Raw genomic sequence first — 15,496 nt, 5'->3', positions numbered from 1 at the left:
GCTTTTTCGGGTACAACCTACTACAGACCTTATAACTTCATCACGTTCTTTGAAAACATGTTCATGGTTCATTCATGAAGTGTTGAGGAACCTCATCTTAATCTCATGTGAACCTCATGCAAGAGCAGCGTAGGACATGTTAGAATCAATTTAACAGTTAGATCAAGTCTAAATGTATATTTATATCGAAGCCGAATATGATTTTAGTAGTAGATATATAGCAGCCGTGAGATCCATTAGAGGAGGACGACAGGATGACAGAACGAATGACAACGAATCAGGGAGCACCTGTAGGTGATAACCAGAATTCCCGCACAGCAGGCAGAAGAGGGCCGACATTGCTTGAAGACTATCATCTCATTGAGAAAATTGCCCACTTTGACCGTGAACGTATTCCTGAAAGAGTCGTACATGCAAGAGGTGCCGGGGCTCATGGTGTATTCAAGCTGGAGCAGAGTATGAAGGCTTATACAACAGCGGATTTCCTGCAAGATCCGGGTACGGAGACGGATGTGTTGGTTCGTTTTTCGACCGTTATTCACGGTACGGGATCACCAGAGACTGCACGAGATCCACGTGGATTTGCCGTCAAATTCTACACCCGGGAAGGCAACTATGATATCGTCGGTAACCACTTGCCTGTGTTCTTCATTCGTGATGCGATGAAGTTTCCCGATATGGTTCACTCTCTGAAGCCGGCTCCGGATACGAACATTCAGGACCCCGCCCGATATTGGGACTTTATGACCCTCTCACCTGAATCAACGCATATGATGACCTGGTTGTTCTCAGATCTAGGCACACCGGCCAGTTATCGGGAGATGGATGGTTTCGGCGTACATGCTTTCAAATGGATTAATGCACAGGGGCAGGTCCATTATGTGAAATACAAATGGGAGTCTGCACAAGGGGTTCGGGGATTCTCTCGTCAGGAAGCTGCCGAGGTACAAGGACAGGACTTTAATCATGCTACCCGTGACCTGCATGAACATATCAAGAACGGGCAATACCCGCAGTGGAAGCTACAGGTTCAGCTCTTAAAGCCGGAGCAAATGGATGATTTTGCTTTTGATCCACTCGACCCAACCAAAACATGGCCTGAAGATGTACTGCCATTTCATACGGTAGGGACCATGACACTGAATCGGAATCCGCAAAACTTCTTCGCTGAAGTGGAACAGGCGGCCTTTTCTCCTAGTTCGCTTGTCCCTGGAATTGAACCTTCCGAAGATAAATTGCTGCAAGGGCGCCTATTCTCCTATCCGGATACACAGCGGCACCGGCTTGGAACGAACTATTTGCAAATTCCGGTGAATTGCCCGTACGCACCCGTTCGTAATCATCAGCGTGATGGACTCATGAATGTGAATCAGGACCCATCTCCGGTGAACTATGAACCGAACAGTTCCGGAAACAGCCCGCAGGAAGATCCGGCATACCGGGACAGTCAGGTTCCATTACAAGGGCATGTTACACGCGAGAAAATTGAGAAAACGGATGATTACACGCAAGCAGGAGAGCTTTTCCGTTCATTTACTCCAGTAGAGCAGCAGCACTTGTTGGATAATCTGATCAATGATCTTAAGGGAGTGTCAGTCGATATTCAAATGCGTGCGTTATGCCACTTCTTCCGTGCGGATGGACAGCTAGGCGGACGTCTGGCTCATGGACTTGGTGTGGATATATCTGCACATATGCCGTCACAGAATGGAAAATAAAGCGCAGTAAAATCATATTCTCACAACATCATATGGACTGATATTCGGTGAAGACCGGGAAAACCGCGAAACGTGCGGAATTTCCCGGTCTTTGGCCTTTTTTACTGAAATGGAAAACAAATTTACAAATCATTTACATAAAATAGCTGACATAGAGGTTGACTTCTCATTTGATGGCACTACAATGGGTAGTGTGAGGGGTGTCAGAACATGAGAATACACAATTTTAAAGTGGGTGAGCGTGGGCTCAACCGATTTTTCGGTCCGCTGGAGGCCAAGATCATGGACATTTTATGGGCTCGTCCAGGCAGCAGCATCCGTGAAGTGCAGACCGCACTTGTACAAGACAAAGACGTCAATTTTAATACAGTCATGACAGTGATGAACCGGCTCGTGGACAAGGGACTTCTCGGAAAGTCACAAAAGGGCAGAACATCTTTGTACCAACCGGTACAGAGCAAGGAGGAGTTTATGAACGACCAATCCAAGGAACTGTCGCATGAGTTGGTGGATGAATTCGGAGCATTGGCATTGAATCATATGCTGGATGCACTGGACGAAGCAGATGAAGGTCTGATTGAACGCCTGGAACAGAAGATCAAGCAATGGAAAAAGGATAGCGATTAAGATGTGGAAGACCCGCTCGAAACTTTTGTTTACCGTCGGGTTTGGCATTCCGCTACTCGTGTTCATGCAGATGTTCATGTACGCGATGTACAAAATCTTTGGCTGGGATATCCCGTTTAATCTGCTCTGGCTCTGCAATCATTGGATGAGTCGACTGGGTTGGTTATCCGTTGGACATTTCCTGCTGGCACTGGTCTTGCTGACCTTTGCAGGAACAAGCTGGTTGCTAACGGTACGTATGATGAAAACACGGGCAGCAATCCACAAGCTCCGCTCCATGGAGATTCGGGCGTTATCCCGTGAGTTGGAGTCCACATATCATGACCTAGGACAGCCAAGTTTCATTGTGGTGGACAAGCGTTCACCCGTCGCATTTACCATTGGTTTATGGAGACCCTATATTGTACTTTCCACTGGGCTACTGGACATGCTTGATGCGGAAGAGGAAGTAGCGGTTGTCTATCATGAAGTACACCATCTGTGGCACCGTGATCCTCTGAAGACGACGTTACTGTCGGTATTTGCAATCATGATGCCGTATATTCCTGTTTTAAAGCACACTTCAAAGCAATACCATATCGTTAGAGAAATTCTCGCAGACAATGAGGCCATTGAGCGTACAGGAAATGTGGCAGGCATTGGCAGTGCACTGCTCAAGCTGCTCCGTGCTTGTCCTGAACCTTGGGGGGCCAAAGAACTGACCGTTCAATCCTCATTTGCGGATACGTCGGTGAATGTCCGAATTTCACGTCTGCTTAACCCGGAACAGGATGTGACACTGAGATTGCCACGTTATGCTGTTCTGATGTCGGTTACTGTTTTCCTATTGCTGTCTGTCTTGTTTGTCTGGTCCATCGGATAGATTAATTTGGCTAAATGTGAGGTCAAATATTTCGAATATAACGAGGAAGGAAGATGAACATGAATAATAAAAGTGTAGAGATTGGACTGCTTTTCTCCAGGATTATGATCGGGTTGATCTTTGTATTGCACGGTTGGAGTAAATTCGAAGGTGGAATTAGCGGTACGGTAGGATTTTTCGAAAGTATTGGTATTCCCGGATTTCTTGCCTCCGTTGTAGCAATCATTGAGTTGGTAGGTGGTGCAGCGATGATTCTGGGTCTTGGAACACGTGTGTTTGCTGCCCTATTTGTTATCGTTATGGGTGGCGTTCTGCTTACAGCCAAAGTGGGTCAGCCATTCATGAGTGGTACCGAGTTCGATTACCTGTTGTTGGCGGGTTCCCTGACACTGCTCTTCACAGGAAGCCGCTTCCTGGCTGTGGATTATCTTTTCTCCAGACAGGGTAACGCTCGTCAGAATGTGAGTGCTTGAGCGGCTAACGATTGTTAAATAAATAATGAAGTGCAGGATTAGTCCTGTAACGAGGTTCTTTATTGGCCAGGCCGGTTCGGAAATTGTATTTGCGAACCGGGCTGATCGGTAGAGAACTTTTTTAGTTTGGACGACATGCCTGTGGTTTGTTACAATGAGAATAAGTATGCTACTAATAAAAAATAAGGAGGATGCATTTTATGATTAACGTCATTCCATCCGATGCCCGCTCCAGCTTTGATCGAGGCTGGCTCCGTGGCAGTCACAGCTTTTCTTTCGGAGAATATCAAGACCCGGAAAATATGGCATTTGGACCGATGCGGGTAGCGAACGATGATGTAATTGCACCTGGTCGCGGCTTTGGAGCTCACCCACATAGTGATATGGAGATTGTGTCCATTGTACTCAGAGGCAAGCTACGACATGAAGATAATCTGGGCAATGTCGCCGTTACAGGTTTTGGCGGTATTCAGCGAATGTCAGCAGGCAGTGGCATGATTCATACCGAGCATAATGCATCCGATACCGAAGAAGTACGTCTGCTTCAGCTCTGGTTCATGCCGCATACGAAAGGGTTGCAACCTTCATATGAGACCACATCTTTTGATCCAGCGGCACTGGCAGGAGCACTCGTGCCGATTGTATCCCCGGATGGAGGACCAAGAGTCGCGACTATTCATCAGGATATGACGATCTATCTTGGCCGATTGGCCAAAGACGAGACGTTAACCTTCAACCAGGATTCGGGCCGTCGGATGTACCTTTTCTCCATCGAAGGCAAGCTGGGATTGGATGGAGAGTACCTGTTGAACGAAGGCGATACAGCTCGTGTGGAACAGCGAAATTCAATAGAATTGCAAGGAAACGAAGATACGTTCTATATGATTATTGATTTGCCGTAGATGGCTGATGAAATGAACTCCAAGATGAAGGAGGATATATACGTATGGCGCAACAGGAATGGTTTATGGTCAAACATGCGGTAACCGGGCGAGGACTGGCGAATAGCAAAACAGATTCACTGTCCTATCGATTCCAACAGGAGGGTACAGGCTTCTTATTTACCGTGACGGGTCTGGACGAGCAGATTGTGGAACAGATTATGGAGCTTAGACAGGAACTGAACGTATTTCGTTTCGTGCAGCGCAAGGAGCAACCCCTTTTGAAGCACTGGTACTACGTAGAAGGTGAGCGAGTTGTGTACGACAGGGAGAGCCACACACTAAGCATCTATGCGAAGTCGGAGATTCGTTATGTGCCTGAAGATTATTTTGCGGATTAACTTTAAAATAGCTTGATTAGGATCTGGAATAGATAAGAAGGTCTCTGTTAAATACAGAGGCCTTTTTGCTGTCCGGATAGAGAAAATTCTTCGTAATTTTGCAAAAAAGACCACATAATTCACGACTGTCTGGCACAAGCTACCTTGTATAAAAAAACAAGAACGGAGGGGCGGCATATGGCGGACAAAACATCTGGGAAAGACAAGTCCCGACAACCGGGACGAGCTTCAGAAGAGAAAAAACATATCCCTTTGGGACTGCCATCCCCGCCTTTTCTACGGCAGCCGATTAGTGCAGTACATGAAACTCAGATTCAAGCGGTAAAGGAGATCTTCTCCGATTGCTCGGATGTGGTTTTTCGCAATGTCATGATTACACCGGAAGTGAAAGGGCTTCTGGTCTATATTGAAGGCATTGTTAACTCGGCTGATATCCAGGAGCATATGCTGCGTCCAATTATTCGAGGGCTGGTGCAGCAGCGCACAGATGAGCCCGATGTTCCACTGGATGATACAACCGTTGAGCTGACGCAGGTGAAACGGGTCGAAACTTGGGCTGCTGCGGCAGAAGGTGTGCTGGCATCCTCTGCCCTTCTGGTGGTCGGTGGAAGTCGCGAAGCCTGGATGTTCAATGTCAAAGGTGGCGTCAGACGTGGTGTGGAGGAACCGCAGACAGAATCCGTGATTCGGGGACCGCGGGAGGGGTTTACCGAAACACTGCGCGTGAATACGGCTTTGCTGCGCTTCAAGCTGAAAACACCTTCTCTCAAGATGGTAAGCATGACTCTTGGCACAGAAACCAAGACCGATATTGTGCTGACCTATCTGGAAGGTATTGCTGATCCAAAAACGATTCAAGATGTCAAGAAACGTCTGGAAAAAATCAATATTGATGGCATCCTGGAAACGGGTTATATCGAGGAATTGATTGAAGATCATCCGTATTCGCCTTTCCCGCAGATGCACTACTCGGAGCGGCCGGATACCGTTGCAGGTAATCTGTTGGAAGGACGCTTTGCCATTCTGGTAGATGGAACCCCATTCGCGCTGATTGCTCCAGTCACGATGTGGCAGATGCTGCAAGCCAGTGAGGATTATTACGAGCGATTCTTCATCAGTAATCTGGTGCGGTGGATTCGCTTCTTGTTCGTAGCCATCGCTCTGTTCCTGCCAGCCTTGTATATCTCTATTACAACATTTCATCAGGATATGCTGCCAACCACGCTGATTCTGAGTATCGCAGGTGCCCGGGAAGCCATTCCTTTTCCGGCTTTGGTTGAAGCCCTCATCATGGAGCTGTCATTTGAAGCTCTTCGGGAAGCCGGGGTCAGGTTACCCAAAACAGTAGGGCAAGCCGTCAGTATTCTCGGCGCACTTGTGATCGGACAGGCCGCAGTACAGGCCGGGATAGTGTCCGCACCGATGGTTATTATCGTATCCATGACAGGTATAGCTTCCTTTACGATTCCGCGGTTTAACTTCGCGATCACCGTGCGCCTATTGCGATTTCCGATCATGTTGCTGGCGGGTATGCTCGGATTGTATGGCATCGTCATTGGCTTGGTTCTGATCTCGGTGCATCTGACACAGATGACTTCGTTTGGTGTACCTTATCTGTCAGGTCTTAGCCCGTATAGTAAAACAGATACCAAAGATATTCTTATTCGTGTGCCATGGTGGAAAATGATCAATCGTCCTTCTACGGTTCATCGGGATCAGAAACGGATGAAAGAGAAGATCAATGGTTCGCCTGAAGCTGAGGAAGGATGGTGAACACATGTTTCTTATTCGTAAATTCCGCACTGTGTTGATGTTACTGCTATGTACCATTTTCATAGCAGGCTGTTGGGATCGTAAGGAAATTAATGATATTGCCTTTGTGATTGGCATAGCTGTTGATAAGGAGCAGGACAATTACAGATCCAGTCTCCAGATTGCTCTGCCTGGACAATCCGGTTCTACCGGGAGTTCTGGAGGTGGCGGGGGGACAAGCGGGGATAAATCGTGGTTCATGTTGTCCAATACCGCGAAGACACTGAGGGGGACTACACTTGAAGGCCAAAAATCACTCTCACGAACGATTTATTATGCACACCGCCGTACCATGCTTATTGGAGAGGATCTTGCAAGGGATGGCGTAGCTCCAATGCTTGATTTGTTTACGCGCTACCCGCTCAACCGATTCTCTGCATTACCAGTTGTGACGAAAGGCGCGGCATATAAAGTCATGGATACGGATGCACCCATAGAGAAGTTTCCATCTGAGATGGTGAGAGAGTTGTGCTTTCTAAATATGCGAAACCCACGTTCCCTTAAAACATTCACTGATGCGATCCTCAGTGACGGAGTAGATCCATTCCTGCCAGTTGCTTCAAAAGTCGACAATGTTCCGAAGAATTGGAAGGATGCCAAAACAAATATCAAGCTGGATGGATTGGCCATTTTTAAAAAAGACAAGTTGGTAGGCATGATTGACAAAGCTCCCGCCGATGCCTTGATTCTCGCTATGGGAGAAGCCAATGCGCCTGAAATTATGGTCAAGGCTCCGCGCGGAGAAGGAGATATATTCATCAAGCTGAACGAGAACAATTCTTCACTGCACCCCAGTGTCAAGGATGGCAAGGTTAGTGTAACCGTTCAATTGTACGCCAAAGGCGTGGTAGTAGATAACGAATCAAATTACGGTGATCTGCGTGAAAAAGAGATTTTGAAATTAAATGATGCGATCCACCAAAAAATAAAAGAGGATATCGTTGAAGGAGTTCGGTTAATACAGCAAAAATATCATGCCGATATTCTCGGGATTGGTCGGTCGATCCATCAACACATGCCTAAAGAGTGGGACAAAATGAAGGATCGATGGGATGATATCTATCCTGATGTTGAGGTAAACGTTATCCCTCATGTCATCATTGAAAATGTGGGGATAGTTAACAAGCCGATTGGTGTCATGGAGGAGGATATTGTACATGATTAAACCACTATTGTTCACCTATCTGGGGATGGTCATCATTGTCATTGTCATGGACTTCAGACACCTGAAGCAGGCCGCAGCCATTAATCGCTGGTTATCCTACGGTCTGATTGTAATAGGAACTGGCCTTTGGCTCTATGTAACCCATTTAAGCAAAACCTTTTTTGTGGCGGTATGGATTAGCCATATCATCCAGCGCTTTTTACCGTTACCGTAGATGGGGACTGGGGTGGTGCGAAGTACAGATTGAATGATGGAAAGGAGGTATGGTATGAATCAAAGTGTAACTTCTCGACAGATTGTACTACTTGTGCTGCTTCTCAGTATTACGGGCACGTTGATTCAACCCCATGCGCAGGCTATTTATTATGCGGAACAGCACGCTTATCTCTCGTATGTGCCAGTTGTTCTCGTGATGGTTATATCCATGTGGATGGTAAGCCGAATCCAGCGAAGGTTTCCGAATCAGGATCTATTTGAGGCCCTTGCTGACAGGTTCCCCTTTATGGGAAGGCTCGCAGGTGTAATGTACGTTTTGTTTTTTTTCTTCATATTCGCAAGAGATATCCGATTAATTGGCGATTATGTAAGTATAACTTTATTAGAGACGACACCGATTTCCATCGTTGTATTGTCACTTATGATTATGGCGGTATTTATCGTCCGAGGTGGGCTTGGTTCGTTGATCGGAATGTCGGAACTCTATGTTACCCTGTTCCTGTTGAACTCTATCATTGTGCCTTTCATGCTTATCCAGCAGATCAATATGGACAATCTGATGCCCTATTTTCATGTCGATACGGCAGGTGTAGGCAAAGGGAGTTGGTACATATTTTCTTTTTATGGCGAGATGATCGCCTTACCTTTTGTCGTCAAAGGCAGTGACTTTCGCTTCAAACCTGTGCTATGGGGCATTATCATCTCGGGATTGCTGATGATGCTGATTCTAGTGGAAACCATCACGTCGATAGGTGTACCTATTGCGTCCAGGCTGGTATACCCTTCTTATGAGCTGGCAAGGCAGTTGCAAATAAGTGATTTCCTGGATCGGTTTGATCTGGCGCTGGCAGCGGCGACCCTGCCTACCATGATCACCAAAATTGCATTTGATCTGTACTTTGTCTGTTGGGGACTGAAGCGAATGATTCCGAAAGTTTCCGGAAAGGTCATGACTGGTCCAGTGGCACTGTTAGGCTTTGTTTGTGCATTCTGGTTTTTCAGAAACGCCATTCAGTTGTATCGTTTTACCCGGGAATGGACATGGATTGCAATTGTTTTTGAAGTACTGTTCCCGCTTGTGCTGTTTCTTTTCCTTCGTCCTCGCAAAAAGGATAAAAAAGAATCTGCCCACCAGAAATCGGGAGAGCAGTCCAAGAAAGAGAAGCTTGAACAGGGACAAGAATCCACTGATTCGGAGAAGAACGGGGAGAAAAGAAGGCAGGATCGTCATGGGGGAGAACTCCAACCTTCCTGATACATTCCATCAAAAATCCTTATAGATGAACGGGCAAAAATAGGGTAAGCACAGTTTCGCTTCACAGAAGTACCCTGTATACTGTAGTCAGACTGATGAACATTCGGCTGGACTAACGGGGGGAACATGAATGGCTCAACATTTGGCAGGTGTGCGTGTAGCATTGACAGGACCACGAAAATCGAAAGAAATGTCCATACTGGTTGAAAAAATGGGGGGAATTCCGCTTGTGCGACCGGCACAGGGGACGGTATTCCTGGATGATCGGAATATCAGGGATGGGCTGGTATCCTGGATCTCAGACCCGCCAGACTGGGCGGTGTTAACGACGGGTATGGGATTGGATGCATTGTTTGAAATGGCTGAGGATATGGAAATTGCGGGACAGTTTTTGGATGTATTATCGGAATCCTCCATTGCAGCGAGGGGATACAAGACGGTGAATGCGCTCAAAAAGCGCAGATTAACGCCCCTGGTACGGGATGATGACGGTAGCACGGACGGGCTCATTCGAGAATTCACCCCGCATGATCTCGCAGGGAAAAAGGTCATATTACAGCTTCATGGGGAGACAGCTCCCAAACTCGTTGCATGGTTGGAAGAACAAGGTGCAATCGTCAGACAAGTGCTACCTTACCGCCATGTACCGCCGGAAGATGCAGAGCTGGAACAGCTGTTGAATGAAATTCTAAAGTTCGAGGTAGATGCTGTTGCGTTCACAAGTGGACCCCAGGTCAGATTTCTGACGCAATATGCGGCCTCCAAGGACAAGCTTGAGCCGTTGCTTGCCGCTTTCAGACAAGGCGTAATTCCTGCATCCGTAGGTAAAGTTACAGCAAACTCCATGCGTGAAGAAGGCATTGAGGCGCTGGTCATTCCGGAGGAAGAGAAGATGGGTGCACTCATCGTTGAACTTGGACGTTACTTTTCCGCAGGGCGTGCAGACAAGGTTGGCGGTCAGCAATAAAGGTTGAGTCGTTAACAGAAACGAACTCAATGCAAGGGTTGTTGGATGGTTATAACGAATGGGATATGCATAGGTTATTCCGGGTTCTGATCCGATTTTTGGATCAGGACTTTTTTCTGTTTTGTCTGAAAATAGAAGAATGGATAAGTATCATAAGCATGGACATTATTTCCTGCACGGTGTTATTATGAAAACAATATTGAATGAAAACAAGCAAGGTGCTCTTGCGTGCAGCAAGAGGTAACAGGGAATCGGGTGAAAGTCCCGAGCGGTCCCGCCACTGTAATGGTGAAGCCCTTTTTGATCCAAGTCACTCGGAAAGCCGGGGAAGACAGAAAAGGAAGCTGATGATCCAAAGCCAGGAGACCTACCTTGCATGTGTCACCAAACCCTTCGCGGAAAGGAGTGGTGTACGAAGAATCAGGAATTGGGCGAACAATCGGTTCGCCCGGCTGGCCCCTCCAGGCCACATAGTCACAGGACTACCCTTCGGGAGTCTGGGGCTGTGTTCTTGAGTGTACGTACATGCGTATCCCATCCGTTACAAGGATGGGATTTTTTTGTTTTTTTAGATAAATGCACATCCTTGCGATACCTACCCTGTGTCGGGAAATTGCAGGTAGAGGAATAGATTAGTTGGATCATAACGGTTGATGTAAGAGCCTTGTTCGATAGTCTGAGTAAACAGAGCTGACGAGTTGAACATGCAGTACAGCGGGGGAGAAGGTCGGCATAGCCGCCCTTCTTCACTGTTTAGATCAGTACGACAAGTGTGATGAAGGAGGAGAAATCATGCAAGATCAAGGCAAGCTGCTGATTATCGGGTTCGGCCCGGGAGCAATGGAACATATCACCAAGCGGGCACTCGAAGCACTTCAGGAGAGTGAGGTAATTATCGGATACAACACGTATGTGGATCTTATTCGCCCTCTGTTGAACGGGCAAGCGATTGTACGTACAGGCATGACGGAGGAAGTAAGCCGTGCACAAGAAGCGGTTCGACAGGCGGAGATGGGCAAAATTGTTGCCGTAATTTCCAGCGGTGACGCAGGTGTGTATGGTATGGCTGGACTGGTGTACGAGGTGCTGATGGAGCAAGGTTGGAAGCCGGATACGGGTGTTGCCGTCGAGGTTATTCCGGGCGTATCGGCCATTCAGTCCTGTGCATCACTGCTGGGTGCCCCTGTCATGCATGATGCATGTACGATCAGCCTTAGTGATCACCTTACGCCGTGGGAGACCATTATTCGCCGGGTTGAAGCCGCAGCTTCTGCTGATTTTGTCATTGCCCTGTACAATCCACGCAGTGGACGGCGCACACGCCAGATCGTGGAGACACAGGAAATGATCCTGCGTTATCGTGACCCACAGACCCCCGTAGGTCTGGTGAAAAGTGCATACCGTGAGCGTCAGGACGTTGTCATGACCACACTGGAGGATATGCTGAATCATGATATCGGCATGCTGACGACCGTGATTATCGGCAACTCTTCGACCATGATGTACGAAGGACTCATGGTCACCCCCCGCGGGTATCAGCGGAAATATACGCTGAACACCGCGGAACAGTCGCTCAGACCTCATGAGCGACTACGCACGGAAGCCGAGCCATGGTCGCTCGGCGCAAGGGAAGCCCGCGCTGCCGCCTCCGGCGAGGCAGCGGGCGAGAGCGCGGCCAGCGCTGCATCGGCCGCGCAGCCACAGGCGGAGCCAGCCCTGCGCGGCGCAAGCGCCGGAGCGGGCACGGCTCCGCAAGGGCAGCCGCCCACTGGGGCAGCTGCCATTATGCCTGCGGCAAGCTCGGCGAGCGGCGCTGGCACCGCCGTGCTTGCCGGCGAGCGACCTGCGCCCGTTGCGGCAGAGGCCGCTCCGGGCCGAGTCGCAGAAGCGCCACGCGTCAGCGCAGCTGCGCTGGCCGCCGAGGCGCTGACACGGCTCGCGGCAGGCGGCGCGCTCGCGGGCGAATCGGCGAGCCGCTGGCTGAATGCAGCAGCGCCGAGCCGAGAAGCAAGTTCACCCCAGGCTGCGACCGCAACGGCGGTACGCACCGCGCCTGAGCCTGGGCGTAAGGCGCCGCTGTTCGAAGTCGGCGTGTCGCCCGGCGTGGGCAACAAAAAATTCACCGCAGCCCAGATGGCGCTGCTGGCGCAGTGTGCAAGTGAAGACGGCGAACTGGAGTACACGCCGGAGCACCAGATTATTCTGAGAGTGCCGACATTTGAACCGGACTCGCTGGTTGAAGAGCTGCGTGCAGCGAATTTTATCGTTGTACCGATTGGTGATGTCATCAAGGTGAAGGCATGTGACTTCTGCAATATGGAGAAGGACGATGCTGTCCCGATGGCTAACCATTTGCAGGCCGTGATTGGCGGACTGGGTGCACCCAAAGAAACGAGTGTGGCGCTGAATGGCTGCGGTATGGCATGTTACGGGGCAGTATTGGAGGATATCGGCATCGTGTATCGCAAAGGTGCATATGACCTGTTCCTCGGCGGCAAGAAATTTGGCCGCAATGCTCACCCTGCCCAGCCCGTAGCGGAGGGAATTCCGGGTGATCAGATCGGTGGCATTGTGGAACGTATTGTGGCGGATTACAAGGAAAAGGGCCATCCGAATGAGCGATTCCACAAGTTCTTCAAACGAGTTGGTGTAATTCAGGGCTTCCGCCATGTCGATGCACCGGTCACTGTGGAAGTAAACCCGATATGTGGTGACTAATTCCATACTTAATTCCTTACTAAATTTTTTATAAATAAGTCTTGAGTAATCATTAATTAAGTCCCTGCCTGAACGACTTCTTTCGTGGAGACATGAGGGTACAGCTTGTCAGGACCTATCTAATATTTTGCAATATTCGCTGGATTTCAGCTGACATAGATGGATTGATTTTTACGAGTAATGCAGTGAATGGATGGAATGACTGGTTTGGCGCAGTTTTAGCCGGATGAACTGGAGTGCTGAATGAATATGAAAAGTCTGATCTGCGGGTCAGACGGGGGAGGAATAACAAAGATGGATGCAATATTGTTGGTGGGACACGGGAGCCGTGATCCCGAGGGGAACCGGGAACTGAAGGAGTTTGCACATGAGGTAGCAGCGAAGGCACCTGAAAATACGTTGGTGGAGACCTGTTTTCTGGAATTAACGAGACCAAGTATTGCTGATGGTGTTACCGCTTGTGTGGACCGAGGGGCCACACGTGTCGTGTTGGTGCCGATCATTCTGTTTGCTGCCGGTCATGCCAAGATTGATATTCCTAACGCCATTGACCGCGCCAAGGCACGTTATCCGCAGGTGGAGTTCGTATATGGTCGTCCAATCGGTGTTCACGAGAAAGTTGTCCAAATCATGCAGACCCGTCTGCAAGAAGCACAACCTGTACTTGTCGCATCCCAAGGCGGCACAGCGGTAGCGGCTCCACCTGCTCCGGTGACGGATGAAGAGACTGCCGTACTGGTGCTTGGACGGGGAAGCAGTGACCCGGATGCCAACAGTGACTTTTTCAAAATGACTCGGATGTTATGGGAGAAACTGCCCTACAAGTGGACGGAAAGCAGCTTCATCGGCGTGACTCAACCCTCTTTCCCGGATGGATTGGAACGCTGTCTCTTGCTGGGCGCGAAGAAAATCATCATCATGCCTTATTTCCTGTTCACAGGTGTACTGATCAAGCGTATTGATGAAATGACCGCAGAATTTGCAGCGGCGCATCCAGGCATTCAGGTTGAGGTTGGCGGATATTTTGGCTTCCACCCGAAGCTGGTTGAACTGGTACTGGAGCGGGCCCATGAGGGGTTATACGGACGGGTAACAGCCAACTGTGATAACTGTCAATTCAGACTTGAAGCAGCCAAACACCACCACCATCATCATGATCACGACCATGGGCATGATCACGACCACGACCACGATCACCACCATGATCACGACCACGACCATCATCACGATCATGGACATGAGCACAGTCACGACCACCATCATGAGCACAATCATGCGCACAACCACGATCATTCGGACCATGATCACTCTCATCTTCATGATGAGCATGACCACCAGCATGTACATGCACACGATGACCATACACATAAACATGACCACAGTCATGATCACGCGAATACTGCTGGCGATCGTCAAACTTCACTCGATTATCATCATGATCACGATGAAGAGTTGCATCATACGCATCACGAGCACGAAGGTAATCGGAACAACCAGGGTGACGCAGAAGGAATCGTACAAGAAGCGGCTTCTCCCGATCAGTCACAGGTTGCAGTAACTTCGGAGCAGGTGAATCGTCCATGATCTTCATGTTGTGTGGTACGAGTGATGCCAGGGAACTCGCTCTACAGATCCAGCAGCAAGGTACAGACGTGCTGACTTCTGTCGTAACCGACAGTGCTGCCCATAGCCTGACAGAGGCCGGATTACCTGTTCGGACAGGCCGTTTGACCGTGGAAGCGATGGTGGAACTTGTGCGTGAAAAAGGTAGCCGTGCCATCGTGGATGCAAGTCATCCATTTGCCGAAGAAGCACATGCCAATGCGATGGAAGCAGCCAAACAGGCGGGCATTCCATACATTCGTTACGAGCGCACGGGTCTCGCGTACGATGATCATGCGTTGCTGCATGTCGTGTCTTCCTACGATGAAGCGGCACTCAAGGCCAAAGAATTGAAGGGCTCGGTCATGCTGACGACAGGTAGCAAAACGTTACAGATTTTCACCAAGCACCTGCTCGGTGATCCGGACATTCGTCTCGTTGCCCGCATGCTTCCACGTCTCGATAATATGGAGAAATGCGGTGAGCTTGGCGTTGAACAGCGCAATATTATTGCGATGCAGGGACCTTTTTCCCGTGAAATGAATGAAGCTTTGTACAAGCACTATGCGACGACGGTAATGGTTACCAAGGAGAGCGGCAAGACCGGAGCGGTGGATGAGAAAATCCAATCTGCACTGGAGCTGGGCATTCATGTCGTGTTGATTTCACGCCCTGAAGCTGAATTCGGAACGGTGTTTGATCATTTTGAAGGTGTACTGGATGAGTTGGAGCGTGTATTGGTGCAGTAGAGCACCCCAATAGTTTTAATTTGAATAATGAATTTTTGAATGACACAACG

General features: G+C 49.0%; 14 protein-coding genes and 1 riboswitch. All 14 genes read left to right on the top strand.

What is annotated here, in order from left to right:
* The first annotated feature begins 254 nt into the window (after window positions 1–254).
* Window positions 255–1,718, top strand: coding sequence for a catalase (locus MKY85_RS27825; protein ID WP_342571275.1), 1,464 nt, complete (start codon window positions 255–257; stop codon window positions 1,716–1,718).
* 210 nt (window positions 1,719–1,928) lie between these two features.
* A complete protein-coding gene (locus tag MKY85_RS27820; protein ID WP_339257772.1) occupies window positions 1,929–2,345 on the top strand; it encodes a BlaI/MecI/CopY family transcriptional regulator in 417 nt (138 codons plus the stop codon).
* Between the two features lies 1 nt (window position 2,346).
* Entirely contained in the window at window positions 2,347–3,207 is an 861-nt protein-coding gene (locus MKY85_RS27815) for a M56 family metallopeptidase (RefSeq protein WP_339257771.1), read from the top strand.
* 59 nt (window positions 3,208–3,266) lie between these two features.
* Complete coding sequence (locus MKY85_RS27810; protein WP_253441511.1) at window positions 3,267–3,680, top strand: DoxX family protein; 414 nt, start codon at window positions 3,267–3,269, stop codon at window positions 3,678–3,680.
* A 200-nt stretch (window positions 3,681–3,880) separates the two neighbouring features.
* Window positions 3,881–4,582, top strand: coding sequence for a pirin family protein (locus MKY85_RS27805; protein WP_339238397.1), 702 nt, complete (start codon window positions 3,881–3,883; stop codon window positions 4,580–4,582).
* Between the two features lie 44 nt (window positions 4,583–4,626).
* Window positions 4,627–4,962, top strand: coding sequence for a hypothetical protein (locus MKY85_RS27800; protein WP_339238395.1), 336 nt, complete (start codon window positions 4,627–4,629; stop codon window positions 4,960–4,962).
* A gap of 177 nt (window positions 4,963–5,139) precedes the next feature.
* Entirely contained in the window at window positions 5,140–6,735 is a 1,596-nt protein-coding gene (locus MKY85_RS27795; protein WP_339238393.1) for a spore germination protein, read from the top strand.
* Window positions 6,736–6,739: 4 nt separating this feature from the next.
* On the top strand, window positions 6,740–7,939 hold the full coding sequence (locus tag MKY85_RS27790; RefSeq protein ID WP_339257770.1) for a Ger(x)C family spore germination protein: 1,200 nt from the start codon (window positions 6,740–6,742) through the stop codon (window positions 7,937–7,939).
* Entirely contained in the window at window positions 7,932–8,153 is a 222-nt protein-coding gene (locus MKY85_RS27785) for a hypothetical protein (RefSeq protein WP_339257769.1), read from the top strand. The genes MKY85_RS27790 and MKY85_RS27785 overlap by 8 nt, the downstream gene beginning before the upstream one ends.
* Before the next feature lie 54 nt (window positions 8,154–8,207).
* Window positions 8,208–9,410, top strand: coding sequence for an endospore germination permease (locus MKY85_RS27780; protein WP_339257768.1), 1,203 nt, complete (start codon window positions 8,208–8,210; stop codon window positions 9,408–9,410).
* Between the two features lie 130 nt (window positions 9,411–9,540).
* A complete protein-coding gene (locus MKY85_RS27775) occupies window positions 9,541–10,377 on the top strand; it encodes a uroporphyrinogen-III synthase (protein ID WP_342571274.1) in 837 nt (278 codons plus the stop codon).
* A gap of 199 nt (window positions 10,378–10,576) precedes the next feature.
* Window positions 10,577–10,767, top strand: a riboswitch (cobalamin riboswitch).
* A gap of 402 nt (window positions 10,768–11,169) precedes the next feature.
* Window positions 11,170–13,095: a precorrin-3B C(17)-methyltransferase gene (gene cobJ, locus MKY85_RS27770; protein WP_339257766.1), complete on the top strand. Its 1,926-nt coding sequence runs from the start codon at window positions 11,170–11,172 to the stop codon at window positions 13,093–13,095.
* 294 nt (window positions 13,096–13,389) lie between these two features.
* Window positions 13,390–14,679 (top strand): sirohydrochlorin chelatase, encoded by a 1,290-nt coding sequence (locus tag MKY85_RS27765; RefSeq protein WP_342571273.1) that lies wholly within the window; start codon window positions 13,390–13,392, stop codon window positions 14,677–14,679.
* Window positions 14,676–15,446, top strand: a complete 771-nt coding sequence (gene cobK, locus MKY85_RS27760) for a precorrin-6A reductase (RefSeq protein ID WP_339238380.1) — start codon at window positions 14,676–14,678, stop codon at window positions 15,444–15,446. The genes MKY85_RS27765 and cobK overlap by 4 nt, the downstream gene beginning before the upstream one ends.
* Window positions 15,447–15,496 lie beyond the last annotated feature (50 nt).

Source organism: Paenibacillus sp. FSL R5-0749 (assembly GCF_038595085.1).
Taxonomy (GTDB): domain Bacteria; phylum Bacillota; class Bacilli; order Paenibacillales; family Paenibacillaceae; genus Paenibacillus.
Note: the sequence above shows the minus strand (reverse complement) of the source record. Positions and strands in the feature narration are given on the sequence as shown.

Bases quoted from the DNA above. Each gene is read 5' to 3' on its own strand.
- MKY85_RS27825 (WP_342571275.1), top strand. From the start codon at position 255: ATGACAGAACGAATGACAACGAATCAGGGAGCACCTGTAGGTGATAAC.
- MKY85_RS27820 (WP_339257772.1), top strand. From the start codon at position 1,929: ATGAGAATACACAATTTTAAAGTGGGTGAGCGTGGGCTCAACCGATTT.
- MKY85_RS27815 (WP_339257771.1), top strand. From the start codon at position 2,347: ATGTGGAAGACCCGCTCGAAACTTTTGTTTACCGTCGGGTTTGGCATT.
- MKY85_RS27810 (WP_253441511.1), top strand. From the start codon at position 3,267: ATGAATAATAAAAGTGTAGAGATTGGACTGCTTTTCTCCAGGATTATG.
- MKY85_RS27805 (WP_339238397.1), top strand. From the start codon at position 3,881: ATGATTAACGTCATTCCATCCGATGCCCGCTCCAGCTTTGATCGAGGC.
- MKY85_RS27800 (WP_339238395.1), top strand. From the start codon at position 4,627: ATGGCGCAACAGGAATGGTTTATGGTCAAACATGCGGTAACCGGGCGA.
- MKY85_RS27795 (WP_339238393.1), top strand. From the start codon at position 5,140: ATGGCGGACAAAACATCTGGGAAAGACAAGTCCCGACAACCGGGACGA.
- MKY85_RS27790 (WP_339257770.1), top strand. From the start codon at position 6,740: ATGTTTCTTATTCGTAAATTCCGCACTGTGTTGATGTTACTGCTATGT.
- MKY85_RS27785 (WP_339257769.1), top strand. From the start codon at position 7,932: ATGATTAAACCACTATTGTTCACCTATCTGGGGATGGTCATCATTGTC.
- MKY85_RS27780 (WP_339257768.1), top strand. From the start codon at position 8,208: ATGAATCAAAGTGTAACTTCTCGACAGATTGTACTACTTGTGCTGCTT.
- MKY85_RS27775 (WP_342571274.1), top strand. From the start codon at position 9,541: ATGGCTCAACATTTGGCAGGTGTGCGTGTAGCATTGACAGGACCACGA.
- cobJ (WP_339257766.1), top strand. From the start codon at position 11,170: ATGCAAGATCAAGGCAAGCTGCTGATTATCGGGTTCGGCCCGGGAGCA.
- MKY85_RS27765 (WP_342571273.1), top strand. From the start codon at position 13,390: ATGGATGCAATATTGTTGGTGGGACACGGGAGCCGTGATCCCGAGGGG.
- cobK (WP_339238380.1), top strand. From the start codon at position 14,676: ATGATCTTCATGTTGTGTGGTACGAGTGATGCCAGGGAACTCGCTCTA.